This window comes from Paraburkholderia sp. BR13444 (genome assembly GCF_040948755.1).
Taxonomy (GTDB): domain Bacteria; phylum Pseudomonadota; class Gammaproteobacteria; order Burkholderiales; family Burkholderiaceae; genus Paraburkholderia; species Paraburkholderia youngii.
In genome coordinates this window covers 267951-285182 of the sequence record NZ_JBFPKM010000005.1, presented here as the reverse complement: position 1 = coordinate 285182, position 17232 = coordinate 267951, and the positions used below count along the sequence as shown (strand labels likewise).

Below are 17232 nucleotides of genomic sequence, written 5' to 3'. Positions count from 1 at the left end.
GCGCGCTGCGATTTTTTTCGCATTTTTTCCCCGTACGATGTTTTCGTGCTTTTCAGCCGTTTTGCGAATAGAGGTTTATGAAAAACAGAATTGCCGGATTCGATGGGCTGCGCGCGATCGCCGTGCTCATGGTGTTTCTGCAGCATCGTCTATTCGGCGGCATCGGCGAAATCGGGCATCTCGGCGTGTGGATCTTCTTCGCGCTGAGCGGCTTTCTGATCATCGGCATCCTGTCGTCGCAACGTGCGCGCATCGAATCGGGCGACAGCCGTTTCGGCGTCGAACTCGCACGCTTTCTGTTTCGTCGTACGGTGCGCATCTTTCCGATCTATTACCTGATGCTCGTCGTGATGTGCGGGTTGATGGCATTCGGCCTCGCGAATCCGGAACTCGCGAGCGGCATGCCGTTTCACTTTGCGTATCTGTCCAACTTCTGGATCGGCTCGGTGCTGCGCTACTGGCCGGGCCGCTATTCGCACTTGTGGAGCCTCGCGATCGAGGAGCAGTTCTATATCGTGGTTGCGCCGCTTTTGCTGCTGCTTGCCGCGCGGCGACATCGAGCGGCATGTTGGGCGATCGTGGCCCTCGGCCTTGCTGGGTTGTTCGCGATGCGTGCCGCGCATTGGGATGAGATCGCGATCTATACGCACCCGTTGAGCAATGTCTGGCTGCTCGCGTTAGGTGGTATCGGTGGCTTGGTGATCGCGGACGATCGCGGCCGCGTGCGTGCCTGGCTCGGTCATGGCCTGACGCTGTTCGCGCTGAGTCTCGTCGTGATCGGTTTGTGCGCGGCCGAACCGGGATGGAGCACGCTCGACGATCCGTTGCGGTTTACCGCGATCAGCGCAATGTACGGGATCGGTATCGCGGCGCTAGTGGCTTCGATTGCGTGTTGCCGCAATGCTGCCGTGATGGGTCTGCTGCAGACGCGTTGGCTCGCCGGTCTTGGGCGCATCAGTTACGGCTTTTATCTGTATCACAACCTGATCCCCGATCTGACGCGCAACCGTCACGCCGAAGCGTTGTTCGGCGGCACCGTGCCGATGTGGGCACATATGCTTGGCATCGTCGCATCGTTTGCGATTTCGCTAGGCATCGCGTTGCTGTCGTGGCGGCTGATCGAGGCGCCGATTTTGCGGCTACGCGGATCACGCCATCGTTCGGCCTCACCATCCGGCCGCCCCTCACCTGAGGCACTGCGCGGGACCGAACCGGCCAAACGATAGAAGCGCGCCTGCTTCAAACTTCCGCCACGGGACCGTGGCACGCGCATTGCTGCCCGAGGGCTTATCTTCAGCAACTGGAGAGCATCGTGTCGAACACCGCGAACTCCCCGAGCGAGCCCGATCGCCCGGCGAACGACGATCCCGGCAGTCCACCCGCCGAGGTCTCGAAGCCCATCGGCGATGCACTCCCCACTCCGGTCGAACCGGGCCTCGACCAGCCTCTGCCGAAAAAAGGCGAAACCCCCGAACCCGACCCGAACAAATCCGGCCCAGGGGGCGGCGACCCGTCAGGTGATACCGATGCGCCGCCGGGCGTGCCCGATGCGGGACCGTCCCACCTCGCGTAGCGCTTCGAAGCGACCGTCAAGCCGCCGCGGGCTCATGCACGATCTTCAACGTGCTCTTGTGCTCGGCAATGAGCCGATAGACGGTATCGCCGGGCACGGTCTCATGCTCGAGCAACTGCTCTGAAATGTCGCGCAGTACCGGCTCGTACGCGTGCAACAGCTTGTAGCAAAGCTCGTTGAGCTCCTTGAGCAGCACGTTCGCATGCTCGATTGCGCTCTTCATTTGCAGGCCCGCGTACTGCGACGGCAGCGCCGCGAGACTGAACAGATCGCCGTCGCTGTTGAAGCCGAACTTCGACACCATGTCGAGGCTGATACGCGAGGCCTCCTGCAAGTCCGATGCGGCGCCGCTCGATGCTTCGGAGAACATCAGAATCTCCGCGTTGCGTCCGCCGAGCAGCACCTGGATTTCATTGCGGATCTCCGTTTCGCGGTACAGGTGCTTGTCCTGCGCTTTCGTGATCAGCGCGACGCCGAGCGCGCCGCCGCGCGGCAGGATCGTCACCTCCTCGAGCACGCCGGTGCCCAGCAGCGCGGCGACCAGACCGTGACCCGCCTCATGCACCGCGATGCGCTTGCGCTCGTCCTCGGTGAGCGCGCGCTCGGCGCCGCTCACGTCGCCGATGCGCGCGATCTTGATCGCTTCCATGAAGTGCTTCGCGGAGATTTCGTTATCGCCCGCCTTGCGCGCGATCAGCCCCGCCTGATTCACGACCATCGCGACGGTGGCCGGCGACAGTCCAGTCGTCAAACGCGCGAGCTGGTCGTAGTCGATATCCGTCGCTTTCGACTTCAGCCGCTGCGCGTAGAAACGGAAAATCTTCGCGCGGTCTTCGCGGTCCGGCAGACGCACCTGCACCGTGCGATCGAAACGGCCGGGGCGGCGCAACGCTTCGTCGAGATTGTCGGGATGGTTGGTCGCGGCCACCACGATCACGCCCTCGTTCGATTCGAAGCCGTCCATCTCCGCGAGCAGCTGGTTGATGATCCGGTTGCTTTCGGCTTCGACCGGGCCACCGCCGGTATCGGTGCGTTTCGCGAGACCGTCCGCTTCGTCGATGAAGATGACCGTCGGCGCGTTCTTGCGCGCGAGTTCGAACAGGTGCCGCACCTTCTGGATGCCGACGCCGTAGTACTTCGCGCTGAAATAGCTGCCGGTGATCGAAATGAAGTTCGCGCCGCATTCGCCGGCCAGCGCCTGAGCGAGCCGCGTCTTGCCGACGCCGGGCGCACCCACCATCAGGATGCCGCACGGCGCGCGCACGCCCAGCGACGAGAACTGCTTCGGATCGGACAGGTAACCACGGATATCGGCGAGCGCGGCCTTCGCTTCGTTCGCGCCGATCACGTCGTCGAAACGCAGCGTTGGCGTTTCGCTGAGCAGCGTCGCGCCGCCCTTCATCTCGCGCCGCATGAACCACGCCATGCCGCCGATCAGCGCGAGCGGCAGCAGTATGCTCAGCACGTCGCGCAACTGCTCGAACAGTTGCGTCCAGCGCGCGCCATCGCTGTGAATATCGACGTCGGGCAGCCACACGAGTTGATACGCGGCGGCGTCGGAGCGCTCGCCGAGCAGCAGCGCGTGCGAGAAGGTGGCGTTGTGATCGGTGACGAAGTACTTCGAGCCGTCGCGCAGCGACACCAGAATCGCGTTGGGACTCACGCCGATCGCCGCGACGTTCGCGTCGTGAATGTCGCGCAGCATCGTCGACGCGTCCTTCTCCTGATGCGTCCACGCGGACGCATCGTGACGCATCTGGCTCGCAATGCCGTTCAGCGCCGGGGCCTGCGGCACGGCGCGATGCTGGAAATACCAGCCGCCCCAACCCACCAGCACCGCGATCAGCACCGCCACAGCCGCCAACGCAATTTTGCGTGCGCGTTTTTTCGCAAGCGAATTATTTCCCGGCTTCATGAGTCATTTCCAAAATGAGGACTTGAACAAGCCCTTACTGAATCAAGCTGTCTGTCAAAATTACCTGTCGAAAGCGCAAGGTGGAGTCTGCGGAAAATCGGCTGAGGCGAAGCGCCACACGGAGGGTGGCTTAAAGGACAATCCAGAAGGACGACAAGAAGTGCGTCCCGGTGAGCCGCGGTTGCCGAAGGCAGTATGCCCAGGTTACGCGTCTGTCAAATTCGCGGAAAAGGCCTATTTGTACCGTCTATCCGGCCGTCGACATGCCGGAAGGGGGATGCGGCGAGCGCGCGAAAGGCGTCGCCGCATTGGCTCCGGCGCACAGTTTATCAGTGTAAAAAGCGGCGCGTGTTTTCAATGTCTATATCTAACCGCACCCCAATTAAGATCAGTCAGAATTACTGGGAAAACCGCGATTTAGAAAGACATAATTGATCTGAAAAAACAGCTCGCGATTAAGTCAGGATTTTGAAATCCGGCGGCCATATCGGGCGGATGCGCGACGGGCCTCTGCGGGCCCGTTCGCGTCATCGCCGCTTTTCTCTCAGGTTCTGCTTTTTTGACGTCGGCGCCGAGCGGCGTCGACGGTACTCTCCTCCACTGCTTCGGTCCTCGCGGACCACCCCGACATCTCAGGCCGCCGTGCGCCGCGCGACGCTGGCCTGCGCCTGCTAGCGCAACATGCCGAGCAGCTTCGCAATGCGCGAGCGCTGGCTCTCGACAAGATGATGCGTATCCTCGAGCGCGCGGATGCGCCGCTCCCAATAGACGTGGTCGAGTTCACCGGATTGCGTCGCGCGCTTGCGCGTCGCGTAGCCGAGCACACTCTCGAGATGCTGCAAATGGCTATCCGCGAACCTCGCCGGTAGCCGCCCGCCGCGTTGCGCGGCTGTTTGCCTGCTCGTAAGGCTCATCTTCGCTCCCCCCGCGTCCTGCCTGTTGGCCCGATGACCTCGCCGCATCGATCGCTCACGCCGAAAGCAATCTGCAATCTACGCGTGTGACGTTAGCGCACTTTTGGGGCACGGCTTGACCGTGCGTCTCAAAATTCGGCGCTTGCGTCAGAAATGCCGACTGGTATGGCCGTATTTGCATGCGCAAACGGCTCGGCGCACGGGATTGCCCGGCTGCGCGAAGCGGCGGACGAGCTGGTGCGCTGCCCGCTGCTTCAGATCGTGGAACTCGCGAATGGATTCGGATGGGCAGCGCTCAGGCCGCGCGCGGCCGGCCCTTGCGCTTCGGCTCGACCGGCCGCACGACCGCCACTGGCCGCGCGACGCGCGGCGTGCGCTTGAAATACGGCGAGCTGAGGGTGGCCGCGCTCATGTCCGACGCGGCTTCGAGCAGCGCCGGCGCGAGTTCTTTCAGCCGCGCGTCCGGCAGGCGGCTCGTCGGCCCCGCGAGGCTGACGGTGCCGACCACCAGCCCGGTCACCGGATGGCGGATCGCGGCGGCCATCGACGTCATGCCCGCCTCGTAGGTTTCGCTCGCGATGCCGTAGCCGCGCTTGCGCGCGCCGGCCAGGTCCTGCAGAAACTGCTGGATCGTCTTCGGCGCCTTCGGCCCGCGCGGGCCCGCCTTGCCGATGCCGCCCTGGCGCGACACGAGTTCGAGCGCTTCCTCGTCGCTCATGGTCGCGAGCCACGCCTGGCCGCTCGCGGTGCAATGCAGCGGCGGACTGCTGCCCATGTCCGGGTCGTAGCGCAGCCCGGAGCGCGCGCCCTGCGCCTTGCCGACGAACGTAATGTGATCGTCCTCGATCACGCCCAGGCGCGCGAGTTCGCCCGACGCGCTCGCGAGCCGATCCAGCACCGGCTGCGAAATATCGAGCACGCCGGCCGTGGACAGCCACATCAGCCCGAGCGATACCAGCTTCAGCGCAAGCACGTACTCGCCGTGCTCATCCTGACGCACGTAGCCTTCGTCGCTCAGCTCCGCGAGCAGCCGATGCGTGCCGCTGCGCGGGATGTTCAGCGTGTCGGCGATCGCGGCCAGCTGCATGCTGCCGCCCTGCTTCGCCAGCAATTCGATGATGGCCAGCGCCCGCTCGAGATTCCCTGCCATGATCCACTCTCATTCGATTCGAATCCCACATGAGAACATGATTCCACATTGGAATTCAAGGGCGCGGCGGGCGCCGGTTCCGGCTTTCGTGAAGGACCAGCCGGGGGTGAACTGCGGTTTGCGGTTACATCATGACGTGATGGATGACGGCGTCGCCGTATAAGTCCGTTCGAGCAGAGCGAGTGTCGCCTCGCGCAGCCTGCGTGCGCGTTCGAGCGCGGAGGCGGTTTTCGCCCATTGCTGCATCGGCACTTCGAGGCTGATCGGCAGATCGTCGGGCAGCGCGCGCAGAATGCCGGCGAGATCGAGGCCGCCCTCGCCCGGAATCATGCGCTCGCAACGTGCCTGATGCAGCAACGTGTCGAGATCGGCTGGCCGTTCGGCCGGCGCGTCGCAGAACTGCACGTAGCCGAAGTACTCGCGCGGCAACGCGCGCAACGTATCCGTCGGCGTCCCCGCGCGATCGAAGTGGATCGGATCGACGATCAGCCCGGTATTGGGTCGCGCGGCCGCCTTCACGATGCGCGCACCTTGCGTGACGTCCTTCACGTCGGTCCACGGCATCGGTTCGAGCGACGGCGCGAGGCCGCGCGGTTCGGCCAGCTCGCACAATCGTGCAAGCCGCTCGGCGGTGCGCGCTTCGTCGGGATCGTTGCCCGCGACCAGCACGTAGCGTGCGCCGAGTTCGGCGGCGGTGTCGAGCATCGGCAGAAATGCGTCTACGTCGGTGTCGGGCTTCAGGCGCAGAATTTCGACGTCGAGCACCTTGACGCCGGTGTCGCGCACACGCGCGAGCGTTTCGCGCTTCAATGCGCGCGGGCTAATGATGTCGTGGCGCACCTCGTGATCGGTGGCGGGCACGAGGCGCAGGCCGACGCAGTCGTAGCCGGCCTGCGCGGCGCACTCGACCATCTGCGGCGGGCTCAGTTCGAGCACGGTCAACGCCGACAGCGACAGCTCGCGCGAGTTGGGCGGGGTCATGTCGTTTCCTCGAGTTCAGCGCAGCGGCGAGAACGGCGCCGGCACGCAGATCGTCGACTCCATCGTCGTCAGATGGGCCGGGCCGCCCTTCGGCGGCCAGATGCCGTCCTTCACCGCTTCGGCGCGAATCCGCGAACGTTCGTCGACGCTCGCATACGGCCAGATGTTCAGGAAGCGCGGCACGGCGCCGTCGAGCGCGTACATCGCGCCGACGAGCGGCGAGCGCCGCGCTCGCTCGGGCACCGCCTTTTCCCAGGCGTCGATCGTGTGCTGCAAGCTCGCGAGCTTGGTGCCGTACACGCGCATCTCGTAGATGCCGCCGTGCACGGCCGGCTCGATCGGCGGCAGAAAGGGGAACAGCGCATAGCTGTCGATCTTCACGTCGGTGATGAATTCGCCGCAGCCGAACGGATCGCCTTCGAGCAGCATACGCTTGCGCCCGGCGATCAGCGACGCTTCGGAATCGAAGCCGCGCAGCACCAGCACCTGCCCGAGCGTGCCGATATCGGAGTACCAGCAGCCGAGCAGCTTCGAGCCCGGTGCGTCGCCGTGGGCCTGGATGTTTTCGAACACCTGTGCGTTGGTGCCGATCTTGACGGTGAGCGTAACGAGGTCGTAGAGAGTCATCAGATGCGTCCTTGTGACGGGATGGAGGAATTCGGAGTGGGTTCGGTGTGCGCGGCACGGGCCGTACCATCGGCCTGCGCCGCGCCGGCGAGCGACAGCCCCGCCAGATACCCGAAAGTCATCGCGGGTCCGAGCGTGATGCCGCCGCTTGGATAGCAGCCGCCCATCATGCTCGCGCTGTCGTTGCCGACCGCGTACAGACCCGGCACCGGCTGGCCTGCGTCGTCGAGCACGCGCGCGGCGGCATCGGTCGCGAGACCGGCGAACGTGCCGAGGCTGCCGGGCAGCAGCTTCACCGCATAGAACGGACCGCGTTCGAGCGGCGCGTTGCAGGGGTTCGGCTGGTGGCGTACATCGCCCTGCACGCGGTTGTATGGCGTCGAGCCTTTGTGAAACTGCGGATCGAAGCCGTCTTTCACGTAGCTGTTGTAGGCGGCGACGGTCGTTTGAAGTCCTTGGGGATCGATGCCGCACTGGCTTGCGAGTTCGGCGAGGCTGTGCGCGCGCCGCAGATAACCGGAGCGGCGATATGGCGCGGTCGGGAATGGAAACGGCTTCGAAAAGCCGAGCCCGTAACGGCGCTGGAAGCGGTGATCGCAGATCAGCCATGCGCAGACTTCCTCGCCCTTCGGCGTCGTGCCGATCAGCGCATTGATGAAGTCGTGATACGACGACGCCTCGTTGACGAAGCGCCGACCCGCGCGCGTGACCGCGATCACGCCCGGCTTCGCGCGCTCGATCAGATGCGGAAACGCGACCGCGGCCTCGCCGCTCTTGCGCGGCACCAGCGACACCGGTGCCCACGCCGCCGGCGTTTCCAGCGACGCGTCGAAATGCGCGCCGACCGCTTCGCCGAGACGAATGCCGTCGCCGGTATTGGTCAGTGGTGCGGCGGACCAGTGCTCGCGACCCGACGGCGTATAAGCGAAGGTTTGCGCGCGCCGCGCGACGTCATGCGGATAACCGCCGCATGCGAGCACGACGCCGCGCGCGGCGCGCACCTCGTGAGCGACACCGTCGATCTCGACGCGCGCTCCAGTGACGCGCCCGCCCCCGGCCCCGCCTTCGCGCAGCAAAGCAACCGCTTTCGCGCTGGTACGCAAATCGACCGCGCGGTCATACGCCGATTTCAGCAGACGCGCGACCAGCGCATTGCCGTTGACCAGGTGCATCGAGCGGCCATAGCGCAACTTGTCTCTCGCGAATGCGGCGAGCCGGCGCAGCACATGCACGGCCGAACGCGGCGAGCGCGTCGCATTGAAGAAATGCGCGAGGTCCTGGCCCGACGCAATCGCCATGCCCTTCAGCGTCACCACGTCGAGCGCGGGACGCAAGCGCTCGATCAGCGAACCGAGCTCGCGGCCATCGAACGGCATCGCGCAGACAGATCGGCCACCTGTCATTGCACCCGGCGTCGTATGAAAGTCGGGAATACGATTGCCGTCGATAAAACGCACCGCCGTCTCGCGCTCGAAAAACTCGATCATTTCCGGACCGCGATCGAGCAGCGCGTCGACCTTGTCGGGATCGTAGTGGGAGCCGAGTTCGTTGCGCAGATAGGTGCGCGATGCTTCGGATTCTTCGACGAGGCCCGCGCGCGTCGCGAGCGGATTGCGCGGAATCCACATCCAACCGCCCGACCATGCGCTCGTGCCGCCGAACACGTCGGCCTTCTCGGCCACCATCACGCGCAGACCTTGCGTGGCTGCCGTCACCGCGGCAGACAGTCCCGCCGCGCCGGAACCCAGCACCAGTACATCGCATTCGAGGATCGGTTCGCGCTTCATCGCCATTCGCTTCGTCGGTTGGGAAAATTCCGTGATGCTGCATTTGTTGAATACTATTCCACTTCTTAACCTGGTTCGAACCAGGCGTGCCCCTGGTTCGTCAGACGATCTTTTCGTTGGCGGTCTCAGTCGTGCCGCGCGCAACGAACGACGCCGCATCGCCCCGCGCGGCTTTGGCGCGCATCGCCGCATCGCGCGCCGCCAGATACGCGAACGCGAGCCCCGGTCCAAGCGTGATGCCGGGTGCCGGGTAGACACCGCCCATCACCGATTGCAGGTCGTTGCCGCACGCGTACAGGCCGCCGATCGGATGATCGTCGCGATTCAGCACGCGAGCCTTGTCGTCGCCGACGAGGCCGGTCGCGGCGCCGATATCGCCGGGATAAAGCCGCACCGCGTAAAACGGCGCGCGCACGATCGGGCCGAGGCACGGATTCGGGCCGGGCCGGTTCGCGTCGCCGTTGGCGCGCTGATAGTCGGTCGTGCCGCGCTGGAATTCCTGGTCGACGCCGGTTTTCGCGTAGTCGTTGATCCGCGCGACGCTGTCGGCGAGACCGGCCGCGTCGATGCCGAGCTTGGCAGCGAGTTCGTCGAGCGTCGCGGATTGCGTCAGATAGCCGTCCGCGAGAAACGGCGCGAGGCCCTTGCCGCCCGGCCGCACCATGCCGAGACCGTATTTGCACAGGCCGTCCGCGTCGGTGACGAGGTAGGCAGGCACCGATGGGGTCTTGCGATGTGCTTCCTGCATCGCGATGCCGAACAGGTGATACGACGTGTTTTCGTTCAGGAAGCGCCGCCCCTGCTGATTGACGACGATCATGCCGGGCTTGCCGCGATCCATGATGAAGTGCGGGAACACCGCGGTCGTGCCGTCCGCGCGCTGGCGTATCGACACCGGCGCCCAGAACCCGTTGCTGAGCGCGCCCTCGCCGTAGCGCGCGCCCGCCGCGAGCGCGAGATCCTGCGCGCTGCCGGTATGGCCCGGCGCGCCCGGGCACCACGTGAGGTCCGCATCCGGCAGCATCGCGCGGCGCCGTTGCGGATGCCGGTTGAAACCGCCGCTCGCGAGAATCACACCACCTGTGACCGAGATTTGCCGGCGCTGCCCGTTCTGACTCAGCGTGATGCCGTCGATCGCGCCGCTCGCGTTCGTGCGCAACGCTTCGAGCTTCGTGCTCACGAGCACTGTGACGTCGCGCGCGAGCAGCGAAGAGAGCAGCCGGCCGATCAGTGCATTGCCCATCACGAGACGCGTGCCGCGCGGCCAGCTGATGCGGTCGCGCGCATGCCGTACAAGCAGTTTCACCGCATGGCGCAGCGACCGGAACGACTTCGTCATATTCAGCAAATGCCCGACGTCGTCGCGATCGACCGTCATGCCGCCGAGCACCGTGAACTCGGGGATCGGCGGACGGATCAGCGCGAAGTGACGGCCAAGCTTGCGGCCGTCGAACGCGAGCGGTTCGAGCGCGCGGCCGCGCAGCGTCGATCCTTCGAGCTCCGACAGATAGTCCGGATGGAACGGCCGCGCCCGATACTTGACGTCCGAATTCGCCTCGATATGCGCGACCGCCTGCGGCCCCGCCTGCAGGAACGCACGACGCAACGCTTCGCTGCTGCGCTCGCCGACCGCGCGGCGTAAAAAGCCCTCGGCGTTGGCGCTGCTGTCGTCGGGATTGATCGACGGGCCGTGCGGCGAATTCGGTATCCAGGTGGTGCCGGCCGAGTACGCGGTCGTGCCGCCCACGTATTCGGTGCTTTCGACCAGCAGCACGCGCGCGCCGTCGATCGCCGCGAACAGCGCCGCCGACATGCCCGCCCCTCCCGCGCCGATCACCACGACGTCGAAGGCTTCGTTCTGCTGCAAATCGCTCAATGTCTCCGCCATCTGCTGCTCCTTGTGTGCTCGTCGTTGCATCCAGCCGCAGCGGCGGTTCCGTATTCTTCGCAATATCTAGAATTTGCTTTGTTATTGGAATACTATTCCAGTATTGAGAAAAAGCAAAGTTTTCTGAACCCACTCGACAACAGCAACACATCGAACCCCGCATCGGGCACGATGCGAACGGGCACCCATCTCAGGAGATTCGACTATGCAGCAGGCTGGAAACTCTTCGTTCGCGGCGTCGCTCGACGCGGGTCTGAGCGGCGCGACGCGCGTGTATTTCATCGTCGGCGATCCGATTGCGCAGGTGCGTTCGCCGTCCGGTGTGACCGCCGCGTTGCGTTCGGCCGGCAGGGATGCGCTGGTGGTGCCCGCGCACGTCGCGCCCGCCGATCTGCCCGCGTTTTTCGCGGGCATCGCGCAGATGCGCAACGTCGACGGCGTGATCATCACGGTGCCGCACAAATTCAGCGCCGGCAGCTATTGCGCGACGCTCGCCGAGGAAGCCGCGTTCCTCGGCGCGGTCAACACGCTGCGCCGCAATGCCGACGGCGGCTGGCATGGGGGCATGTTCGACGGCACCGGCTTCGTCGCCGCGCTCGTCGCCGCGGGCTGCGAGTTGCAGGGCAAACGCGCGCTGCTGGTCGGGGCGGGCGGCGCGGGCTCGGCGATCGGCCATGCGTTGATTCAGAGCGGCGTCGGCTCGCTCGACGTGCGCGACAACGACGTCGAACGCACCGGCTCGCTGACCGCGCGGCTCAATGCGCTCGGCCGCGGTACGGCGCACGGCGCGGCGGCCGAACTGGACGTGACCGGGTACGACGTGGTCGTCAACGCGTCGCCGCTCGGCATGCGCGCGGGCGATCCGTTACCGATCGACGTCGCGCGCTTGCCGGCCACGACTTTCGTCGGCGATGTCGTCACGAAACCGCCGCTCACGCCGCTGATCGAAGCGGCACGCGTGCGCGGCTGCCCGACCGTGACGGGCACACAGATGTTCGAACGCGTATGCGATCGGATGGTGGAGTTCTTGCTGGAGACATCGCCGGCTGCGTAACGGCGCAAAAGAAGCAGGTGCACGCTGCTACACTGGCGCGAAATTACCCGCACGAAATGCGGCGCAATCCTGCGCCGCGTTCACATCGCCCTTTGCGCGCCAACCTATGCTTCGATTCGACAACCTCAGTAAGCGCTATAGCGACCGAGTCCTGTTCGAAGGACTGCACTTCGACACGACGTCCGGCTGCGTCGCGTTAAACGATGAATCCGGCAGCGGCAAATCGACATTGCTCGCGATCCTCGCCGGTGCGCTCGAAGCCGATAGCGGCGACGTATGGCTCGGCGGCCATTCGCTGCGTACCGCGCAGCATGCCGCGCAAGCGCTGCTCACGTACGTGCCGGAAGACAGCATGAGCTGGCCCGATCAGACCGGCCGTGATTATCTGCGGCAGATCGCGTCGGCGCGACACACCGCGCTGACCGACGACGTGCTCGCGCTCGCCGAACGCTTCGGCCTCGCACCGCATCTGGACAAACGCTTCGAGCAGATGTCGTATGGCAGCCGCAAAAAGGTGTTTCTGACGGCGGCCGCGCTCGGCGACACCCGAGTGCTGATCGCCGACGAACCTGCCGGCGGACTCGACGCGTCCGCGCGCACGGTGCTCGCGGAACTGTTCAGATCGCTCGGCACGACGCGCACGGTGTTTTTCACGAGTTACGACGAAGGGTTCACGCAGGCCTGCGAGGCGACGCGAGTCTGTTTCGCGGACCTCGCGAGGCACTCTTGAGCTAGAACGGCCGCGCGCGCCATGCCGGGCCGCGCGCGAGCATTCCATCCTCAGATCGCCACGCAAATCTTGCCGAAGTGCGCACCCGATGCCTCGTGCCGGAACGCGTCGGCGAGCTTGTCCAGCTCGAACGTGCTGTCGATCACCGGCTTGATGCCGGTCGTCTCCAGCGCGCGCACCATGTCGATCTGATCCTGCCGGCTTCCGACGATCAGCCCTTGCAGACGCTGTTGCCGCGCCATCAGATGCGCGGTCGGCACCGGGCCCGAGCGGCCGGTCAGCACGCCGATCAATGCGATATGCCCGCCGATGCGGCATGCGGTGATCGACTGCGGCAGCGTGCCTGGACCGCCCACTTCGATCACGTGATCGACGCCGCGCCCGTTGGTGATGTGACGCACTTCTTTGCCCCACTCGGGATTGTCGCGATAGTTGATCGTATGATCGGCACCGAGTTCGCGCAGCTTCGCGAGCTTCGCATTCGACGACGACGTCGCGATCACCGAAGCTCCCATCGCCTTCGCCATCTGCAAGCCGAAGATCGACACGCCGCCGGTGCCGAGCACCAGCACGCTGCTGCCCGCCTTCAACTGACCATCGACGACCAGCGCACGCCACGCGGTCAGCCCCGCCGTGGTCAGCGTCGCCGCTTCGGCGTGGCTATAGCCGGCCGGCGCGTGCGTGAAGTAGTGGCTCGGCAGCACGACGGCTTCGCGCGCGTAACCGTCGATGCCGTCGCCAGGGGTGGTCGAAAAATCGCCGACTGCGGGCGAGCCGTTTTCCCAGTGCGGGAAGAAACACGACACGACATGATCGCCGGGCTTGAACTCGCGCACGCCCGCACCGACCGCTTCGACGACGCCCGCGCCATCGGCCATCGGAATGCGGCCCGCTTCGGCCGGCAGATTGCCGCTGACGACGCCGTAGTCGTGGTAGTTCAACGAGCTTGCGCGAATGCGCACGCGAATCTGCCCGGCCCCGGGCTGACCGGGATCGGGCAGATCGACGACCTGCAGGCCATCGACGGTGGCGGGGGAACCGATTCTGACGGCTTTCATGTTTTTCGTTCCTCGATGAGTGATGCGTGATAGGTGTCGGACGCGCATGCGCCGTGCCCGCGAGCGCTGCGCTATTTGACGGTCTGGATGACCTCGAAGCCTTCGAATTCCGGGTGGCCGAGATACAGTACGCGGCTTTCGTTACCGGCACTGCGATGCGCGGCGCGAAACGCGTCGGACCTGGTCCATGCCTCGAACGACGCGTGGTCGCGCCAGATCGTATGGCTCGAATAGAGCACGTGATCGTCCTTGCGCGGTCCCTTCAGCAAATGGAATTCCACGAAGCCCGGCACCTCTTTCAGATGGGTGTCGCGCGTGGTCCACAGATGCTCGAAGGCGTCCTCGGAGCCCGGCGCCACTTTGAAGCGGTTCATCGCGATGTACATACGGTCAGCCTCGTCGAGTGAGTGATGCTGCCAATGATGCTGGATTGGTGATCCGGTAGCATTTCATTATAGGCGTGCATTGCTTTGCCTTCGCTTGACCTTACCACGGTGGGAAGCCCCACGATGTCCGACGTGACCGCTAGAATCGCGCGGATCACGTCGCCACTCTTTTCAACAACGGAAATCGAATATGAAAAATCTTCGCGCGGCGCGCGCTCTCTGTGTGTTCGGCGGTTTGGCATTCGCGGCGGCGGCTCTGCCCGCTCACGCGCAACATCAAGGCATGCCCGGCATGAATATGCAGGATTCGGCGCATGCGGACGCGGGCGCATCGACGCAAGCCTTCAAGGCCGCCGATGATCGCATGATGCATGACATGAGCGCCCCCGAATACATAGGCGACGCGGATCGGGATTTCGTCGCGCACATGATTCCGCATCACCAGGGCGCGATCGAGATGGCGCAGGCGGAGTTGAAATACGGCAAGGACCCCGAGATCAAGAAACTCGCGCGCAACATCATCAAGGCGCAGCATGACGAGATCGCGTTCATGCGGCGCTGGCAGGAAAAGCACGGCGGCAAGTAACGCGCCGCGAGCGTCACCAGCGTGGGTGCTTGCGCAGCAGCGGCGACATCGCGATCAGACCGATGATCGGCCCCGGCAGCAGCAGCCACGCGACGCGCACGTCGAGCGCGTGAAACACGCTCGTCGACCACAGGATCGAGCATGCGGACAGGAAAAAGCCGAAGCTATTCTGCAGCGTCAGCGCGCCGCCGATCTTGTCGGCGGGACAGGCCTTCACGGAGAGCGCAGAAAACTGCGGCGAATCGGCGATCACGCTGATGCCCCACACGAGTAGCAGCGCAAGCTGCGCGGCGGTGCCGAGCCCGGTGGTCAGCGGATAAATCGCGCACAGCGTGCCCGATATCGTCAGCGCAAGCGCGGCGGTGCGCGCGCTGCCGACCGCCTGGCTGAGTCTGCCCCCGAACAGGCAGCCGAGCGCGCCGATCGCGATGATCAGGAACGACCACAACGCGACCGTACCCGGTGCCGCCGGCGCGCCGCTCGCGAACGCGCGCTGCACGAGGAGCGGCGTCAGCGTCCAGAACGCGTACAACTCCCACATGTGACCGAAATAGCCGAGCGCGGCCGAGCGAAACTCGCTGATGCGCACGACCTGTCCGACGCCCGCCGACAGACCGAAGCGCCGGTTGCCCGCGCGCCGCGCGTGCGGCCCCTCGCCGAGCACGAACACCAGCAGCGCGCCGATCACCGCGAGCCCCGACGAGGTGAGCACCACGGTTTGCCACGGCACGCCCGAGAGCAACGCGCGAATCGCATGCACCGACGCCGTGCCGAGCGTCAGCATCGCGACGAGCAACGCAAGCGTCTGCGCGGCGCGGCGCGGGTCCCACGTCACGAGCAGTTTCATGCCGAGCGGATAGATGCCCGCGAGCGCGACGCCCACGCCGAAGCGAAACACGAGCGCCGACGCGAGCCCGCTGCTGCACAGCGCGAATAGCGCATTCAGGGTCGCGCCGAGCACGCCGCAGACGGCGAACACCTTGCTCGCCGACAGGCGATCCGCGAGTCCGGTGGTCGCCGACAGCAAGGTCCCGACGATAAAGCCGGCCTGCACCGCATTCGTCAGCCAGCCGATCCCGGACGCGCTCAATTGCCACGCGATCTGCAGATCGCGCATCGCGCCGTTCGCGCTGAACCACAAGGAGGTGCCGAGCAATTGGGCAATCGCGATCACGAGCACCGCGCGTTTGGCACGCGCGTTATCGCGCGCCGCGTCAGCGGAATTCGTTGCGTCGGCGTCCAGCCTGTTCTGCATCGTGCCTCCTCTGCGTCGGGTCTGAGCCGGCCGCTGGGAGTCGTTATGGGAGCGGCCGTCTCGAGCGGCCATTGTAGATGACGCGTCGGTTCACAGCGGCGGATGCGACGGCTGCGGCACCCGCACCCAACCCTCCATCAACACGCGCGCGCTGCGGCTCATCATCGCCTTCGTGACGACCCACTCGCCGTCCTTCAGGCTCGCCTGCGCGCCGACGCGCAACGTGCCCGACGGATGCCCGAAGCGCACCGACTCGCGCTCGCCGCCGCCCGCCGCCTGATTGACGAGCGTGCCGGCGATCGCCGCCGCAGTGCCGATCGCGACCGCCGCCGTGCCCATCATCGCGTGATGCAGCTTGCCCATCGACATCGCGCGCACCAGCAGATCGACGTCGCCCGCGCGCACCGGCTTGCCGCTCGACGCCACGTAGTCGACCGGCTTCGCGACGAACGCGATCTTCGGCGTGTGCTGGCGCGTCGCGATCTCGTCGAGATTCTTGATGAGCCCCATGCGCAGCGCGCCGTGCGCGCGGATCGTCTCGAACATCGCGAGCGCTTTCGCGTCGCTATTGATCGCGTCCTGCAACTCGGTGCCCTTGTAGCCGATCGCTTCGGCGTCGACGAAAATCGTCGGGATGCCCGCGTTGATCATCGTTGCCTTCAGCGTGCCGACGCCGGGCACTTCCAGGTCGTCGACGAGGTTGCCGGTCGGGAACATCGAGCCGCCCGCGCCTTCTTCGTCGGCGGCCGGGTCCATGAATTCGAGCCGCACTTCGGCGGCCGGGAAGGTCACGCCGTCGAGCTCGAAGTCACCGGTTTCCTGCACCGCGCCATCGGTCATCGGCACATGCGCGATGATCGTCTTGCCGATATTGGCCTGCCAGATCCGCACGATCGCGACGCCGTCACGCGGCACGCGGCTCGCATCGACGAGGCCCGCGCTGATCGCGAACGGTCCCACCGCGGCCGACAGGTTGCCGCAATTGCCGCTCCAGTCGACGAACGCCTTGTCGATCGACACCTGACCGAACAGATAGTCGACGTCGTGATCGGGCCGGCTGCTGCGCGAGATGATCACGGTCTTGCTGGTGCTCGACGTCGCGCCGCCCATCCCGTCGATCTGCTTGCCGTACGGATCGGGACTGCCGATCACGCGCATCAGCAGCGCGTCGCGCGCGGCGCCCGGCCGTTGCGCGGCCTCGGGCAGATCCTGCAGACGAAAAAACACGCCCTTGCTGGTGCCGCCGCGCATGTAGGTGGCCGGAATCCTGATCTGGGGTGAGCGCATGAAAGTGTCCTGATGTGACCTGTTCTTTGATGAGGAAGGGC

The 17232-nt window shown here is 65.4% G+C and carries 16 protein-coding genes; 5 read left to right on the top strand and 11 right to left on the bottom strand.

Going from position 1 to position 17232, the window contains the following annotated elements; all coding sequences use genetic code 11:
- The first annotated feature begins 77 nt into the window (after nt 1–77).
- On the top strand, nt 78–1226 hold the full coding sequence (locus AB3X95_RS17130; RefSeq protein WP_184228561.1) for an acyltransferase: 1149 nt from the start codon (nt 78–80) through the stop codon (nt 1224–1226).
- A gap of 86 nt (nt 1227–1312) precedes the next feature.
- The gene (locus AB3X95_RS17125) at nt 1313–1573 is read left to right on the top strand and encodes a hypothetical protein (RefSeq protein ID WP_184228562.1); all 261 of its coding nucleotides are present in this window, start codon (nt 1313–1315) and stop codon (nt 1571–1573) included.
- A 16-nt stretch (nt 1574–1589) separates the two neighbouring features.
- Here AB3X95_RS17125 and AB3X95_RS17120 read toward each other — a convergent pair whose 3' ends face one another.
- From AB3X95_RS17120 to AB3X95_RS17090, 7 genes are all read right to left on the bottom strand, one after another.
- Nucleotides 1590–3488 carry an ATP-dependent metallopeptidase FtsH/Yme1/Tma family protein gene (locus tag AB3X95_RS17120; protein ID WP_368621988.1) on the bottom strand — a complete coding sequence of 633 codons (1899 nt, stop codon included), beginning with the start codon at nt 3486–3488 and terminating at the stop codon, nt 1590–1592.
- Between the two features lie 671 nt (nt 3489–4159).
- Complete coding sequence (locus tag AB3X95_RS17115) at nt 4160–4402, bottom strand: hypothetical protein (RefSeq protein WP_176368361.1); 243 nt, start codon at nt 4400–4402, stop codon at nt 4160–4162.
- 295 nt (nt 4403–4697) lie between these two features.
- Nucleotides 4698–5552 carry an IclR family transcriptional regulator gene (locus AB3X95_RS17110; protein ID WP_176120687.1) on the bottom strand — a complete coding sequence of 285 codons (855 nt, stop codon included), beginning with the start codon at nt 5550–5552 and terminating at the stop codon, nt 4698–4700.
- A gap of 129 nt (nt 5553–5681) precedes the next feature.
- A complete protein-coding gene (locus AB3X95_RS17105) occupies nt 5682–6533 on the bottom strand; it encodes a sugar phosphate isomerase/epimerase family protein (RefSeq protein ID WP_368621987.1) in 852 nt (283 codons plus the stop codon).
- 15 nt (nt 6534–6548) lie between these two features.
- A complete protein-coding gene (locus AB3X95_RS17100) occupies nt 6549–7160 on the bottom strand; it encodes an NIPSNAP family protein (protein WP_368621986.1) in 612 nt (203 codons plus the stop codon).
- Nucleotides 7160–8947 (bottom strand): FAD-dependent oxidoreductase, encoded by a 1788-nt coding sequence (locus AB3X95_RS17095; RefSeq protein WP_368621985.1) that lies wholly within the window; start codon nt 8945–8947, stop codon nt 7160–7162. The genes AB3X95_RS17100 and AB3X95_RS17095 overlap by 1 nt, the downstream gene beginning before the upstream one ends.
- Nucleotides 8948–9047: 100 nt before the next feature.
- The gene (locus AB3X95_RS17090; protein ID WP_368621984.1) at nt 9048–10835 is read right to left on the bottom strand and encodes an FAD-dependent oxidoreductase; all 1788 of its coding nucleotides are present in this window, start codon (nt 10833–10835) and stop codon (nt 9048–9050) included.
- A 205-nt stretch (nt 10836–11040) separates the two neighbouring features.
- On the opposite strand from AB3X95_RS17090, the gene AB3X95_RS17085 reads away from it, so the two are divergent.
- Both AB3X95_RS17085 and AB3X95_RS17080 read left to right on the top strand, forming a co-directional pair.
- Entirely contained in the window at nt 11041–11889 is an 849-nt protein-coding gene (locus AB3X95_RS17085; RefSeq protein ID WP_368621983.1) for a shikimate dehydrogenase, read from the top strand.
- A gap of 106 nt (nt 11890–11995) precedes the next feature.
- On the top strand, nt 11996–12619 hold the full coding sequence (locus AB3X95_RS17080) for an ATP-binding cassette domain-containing protein (RefSeq protein WP_368621982.1): 624 nt from the start codon (nt 11996–11998) through the stop codon (nt 12617–12619).
- Nucleotides 12620–12669: 50 nt separating this feature from the next.
- Here the strand turns inward: AB3X95_RS17080 and AB3X95_RS17075 are convergent, their stop codons facing one another.
- Nucleotides 12670–13677, bottom strand: coding sequence for an NAD(P)-dependent alcohol dehydrogenase (locus tag AB3X95_RS17075; protein WP_368621981.1), 1008 nt, complete (start codon nt 13675–13677; stop codon nt 12670–12672).
- Nucleotides 13678–13748: 71 nt separating this feature from the next.
- Nucleotides 13749–14063 carry an antibiotic biosynthesis monooxygenase gene (locus AB3X95_RS17070; RefSeq protein WP_176120679.1) on the bottom strand — a complete coding sequence of 105 codons (315 nt, stop codon included), beginning with the start codon at nt 14061–14063 and terminating at the stop codon, nt 13749–13751.
- A 190-nt stretch (nt 14064–14253) separates the two neighbouring features.
- Here AB3X95_RS17070 and AB3X95_RS17065 point away from each other — a divergent pair, with 190 nt between their 5' ends.
- Complete coding sequence (locus tag AB3X95_RS17065) at nt 14254–14649, top strand: DUF305 domain-containing protein (protein ID WP_368621980.1); 396 nt, start codon at nt 14254–14256, stop codon at nt 14647–14649.
- 13 nt (nt 14650–14662) lie between these two features.
- Here the strand turns inward: AB3X95_RS17065 and AB3X95_RS17060 are convergent, their stop codons facing one another.
- Nucleotides 14663–15904 carry an MFS transporter gene (locus AB3X95_RS17060; protein WP_368621979.1) on the bottom strand — a complete coding sequence of 414 codons (1242 nt, stop codon included), beginning with the start codon at nt 15902–15904 and terminating at the stop codon, nt 14663–14665.
- 90 nt (nt 15905–15994) lie between these two features.
- On the bottom strand, nt 15995–17191 hold the full coding sequence (gene prpF / locus AB3X95_RS17055; protein WP_368621978.1) for a 2-methylaconitate cis-trans isomerase PrpF: 1197 nt from the start codon (nt 17189–17191) through the stop codon (nt 15995–15997).
- Nucleotides 17192–17232: the final 41 nt, after the last annotated feature.